Here is a 2,460-nt window from a genome sequence, read left to right as displayed (position 1 = left end):
GGGGCGGGGGCGACGGTGCGGCCGAGGGCGAACGGCCGGCGGTGGAGACAACCGTCTCGCCCGAGCCGACGGAATCGGCGGATTCGCCTGAGCCGACGGAGCCGACGGAATCGTCGGAGTCGTCGGAGGGCCAGGAGCCCGACGCCGGGTCGGCAGGGGAAGGCGTCCCGGACGAGACCGTTCCCGAGGACGAACTCACCTCGCAGGAGGGCGAGTTCACCGAGGACCAGCGGGACTTCCTCACCGACCGGGTGCCGGCGGGCGCCGACCCGGGTGCCATCCTCGAGGTGGGCGACGAGGCGTGCTACCGGATCGGCTATCTGGAGCGTCACGACCGGGAGGCCGCGCTGACCGCGCTCCGCGACGGCGAGATCCCGAGCGCGGAGGCCGCCGTCGAGCATCTGTGCCCGGAGTACGCCGAGTTGCTGGCCGAGGCCCGGGAATGACAGCACGACAGGGAGAACAGTGACCCGACTACCGATCGTGGTGGCGATCCCCACCAAGAACGAGGCCGCCAACATCACCGGCGCGGTGCGTTCCGTGATCGAACACTTCGCGGCCGTGGTGGTCGTGGACTCCGACAGCACGGACGACACCCGCGCCCTGGCCAAGGCGGAGGGCGCGGAGGTCGTCCCCTACACCTGGGACGGCGGCTACCCGAAGAAGAAGCAGTGGTGCCTCGAACACGTCCACCCGGAGACGGACTGGCTGCTGTTCCTGGACGGCGACGAGACGCCGAGCGGCGAGCTGATCGCCGAACTGCGCCGGATATTCCACGACGGCCGCCCGATCCGCCCGGCGGCCTTCGACATCCCGCTGGGCTACTGGTTCGCGGGGCGGCGGCTGCGGCACGGCTACACCATCGTCAAGCGGGCGTTGCTGGACCGCACCCGGGCCCGCTTCCCCGAGCCGGACGACCTGGCCGCGCCGGGCATGGGGGAACAGGAGGGGCACTACCAGCCGTTGGCCGATCCGGCGTACCGGCTGACCGCCCCGATCGAGCACCAGGACCTCGACCCGGTGCGCACCTGGTTCGACCGCCACAACCGCTACTCGGACTGGGAGGCGTGGCTGGAGCGGCACCCGGACGTCAGGGAGCAGATCAGGACCGCGAAGACCCGGCAGGGGCAGCTCTTCCACCGGGCGCCCTTCAAGCCGCTGCTCTCCTTCGGCTACTCCTACGTCTACCGCCGCGGCTTCCTCGACGGCCGGGCCGGGTTCGACTACGCGCTGGCCATGAGCTTCTACCGCTGGCAGATCGGCGTGAAGGCCCGGGAGGCGGCGGCCGACGAACGGTCGGCCGACTAGGACGTTTCGTTTGGATCATCTGATCGTTGGTCTGGGTGTGCCGTTGACTGATGCGCAGTGGGCGCGGATCGAGCCGTTGCTCCCGGACGGGACGCCGAAGCGGGGTGGGCGCTGGCGGGATCATCGGCAGGTGATCGACGCCATCGCCTGGAAGTTCCAGACCGGATCGCAGTGGGGGTACCTGCCGGAGAGGTACGGGAACTGGAGAGGCGTCCACAACCGGCTGCGCATGTGGGCGGTCGACGGCACCTGGCAGCGGGTGTTCACCGCTTTGCTGGCCCAGGCCGACGCTGATGAGGACCTCGCCAGGCCGGCCTCGGTGGATTCCACCATCGGGCGTGCGCACCAGCATGCGGCCGGAGCCCGCAAAGAGGGGCCCCGGCCGGTGAACCCACGGATCACGCCATCGGCCGGTCCCGCGGCGGACCGACCACCGAGATCCATCTCGCGGCGGACGGCGACTGCCGGCCCCTGGCCTTCCACCTCACCACCGGGCAAGCCGGCGACGCGCCCGCCATCGCCGAGGTGACGGCCCGCCTGCGCGTTCCCCGGCACACCGGCCGACCGCGAACCAGACCGGAGGTGGTCCTGGCCGACAAGGCCTACTCCTCCCGTGCCATCCGCCACCACCTGCGCGGACGCGGCATCCGGGCCGTGATCCCCGTTCCGGCCGACCAGGCCGCGCATCGCAGGCGGCGAGGCAGCCACGGCGGCAGACCGCCCGCCTTCGACCGCGAGGCGTACAAGCAACGCGACACCGTCGAACGATGCGTCAACCGCATCAAACACTGGCGCGGCCCCGCCACCCGTACGACAAGACCGCCACCATCCACCTCGCCGGACTCCACATCGCAGGCATCTTCATCTGGTCCGCCAGATGACCCAAACGGAACGACCTAGGACCGCGTCACGAGCCGGTACCGGGCGCCCTCGTCGCCCCAGACCGTCCCGCGTCGCTGTCGCAGTCGCTGTCGCTCCCGAACCGGGGGAGCGGGACCTACCCGTGGCGGGGCCCAACGGCGCCGGCGCGGCCACCACCGTACGGGTGCGGCCGGGGCGACCCCTTAATCGAACGGGAGTTCCTTCCCTTTGTCCCGCATGTCGAAGAGGATGGCGCGATGCGGCGTTCTGCTCCCTCCCCCTCTGCTCCCC

1 protein-coding gene and 2 pseudogenes are annotated in these 2,460 nt (G+C 71.1%); all 3 read left to right on the top strand.

Going from position 1 to position 2,460, the window contains the following annotated elements; translation table 11 throughout:
• A pseudogene (locus E1283_RS37775) lies at positions 1-446 on the top strand (hypothetical protein); the annotation flags it as partial.
• Positions 447-465: 19 nt separating this feature from the next.
• A complete protein-coding gene (locus E1283_RS35260; RefSeq protein WP_132822241.1) occupies positions 466-1,308 on the top strand; it encodes a glycosyltransferase family 2 protein in 843 nt (280 codons plus the stop codon).
• 22 nt (positions 1,309-1,330) lie between these two features.
• Positions 1,331-2,189, top strand: a pseudogene (locus E1283_RS35255) (IS5 family transposase).
• The last annotated feature ends 271 nt before the right edge of the window (positions 2,190-2,460 follow it).

The sequence above is a fragment of the Streptomyces hainanensis genome, assembly GCF_004348415.1.
GTDB classification, from domain to species: Bacteria; Actinomycetota; Actinomycetes; order Streptomycetales; family Streptomycetaceae; genus Streptomyces; species Streptomyces hainanensis.
The sequence above is the reverse complement of the archived record's forward strand: the minus strand, read 5'-3'. Positions and strand labels throughout refer to the sequence as shown.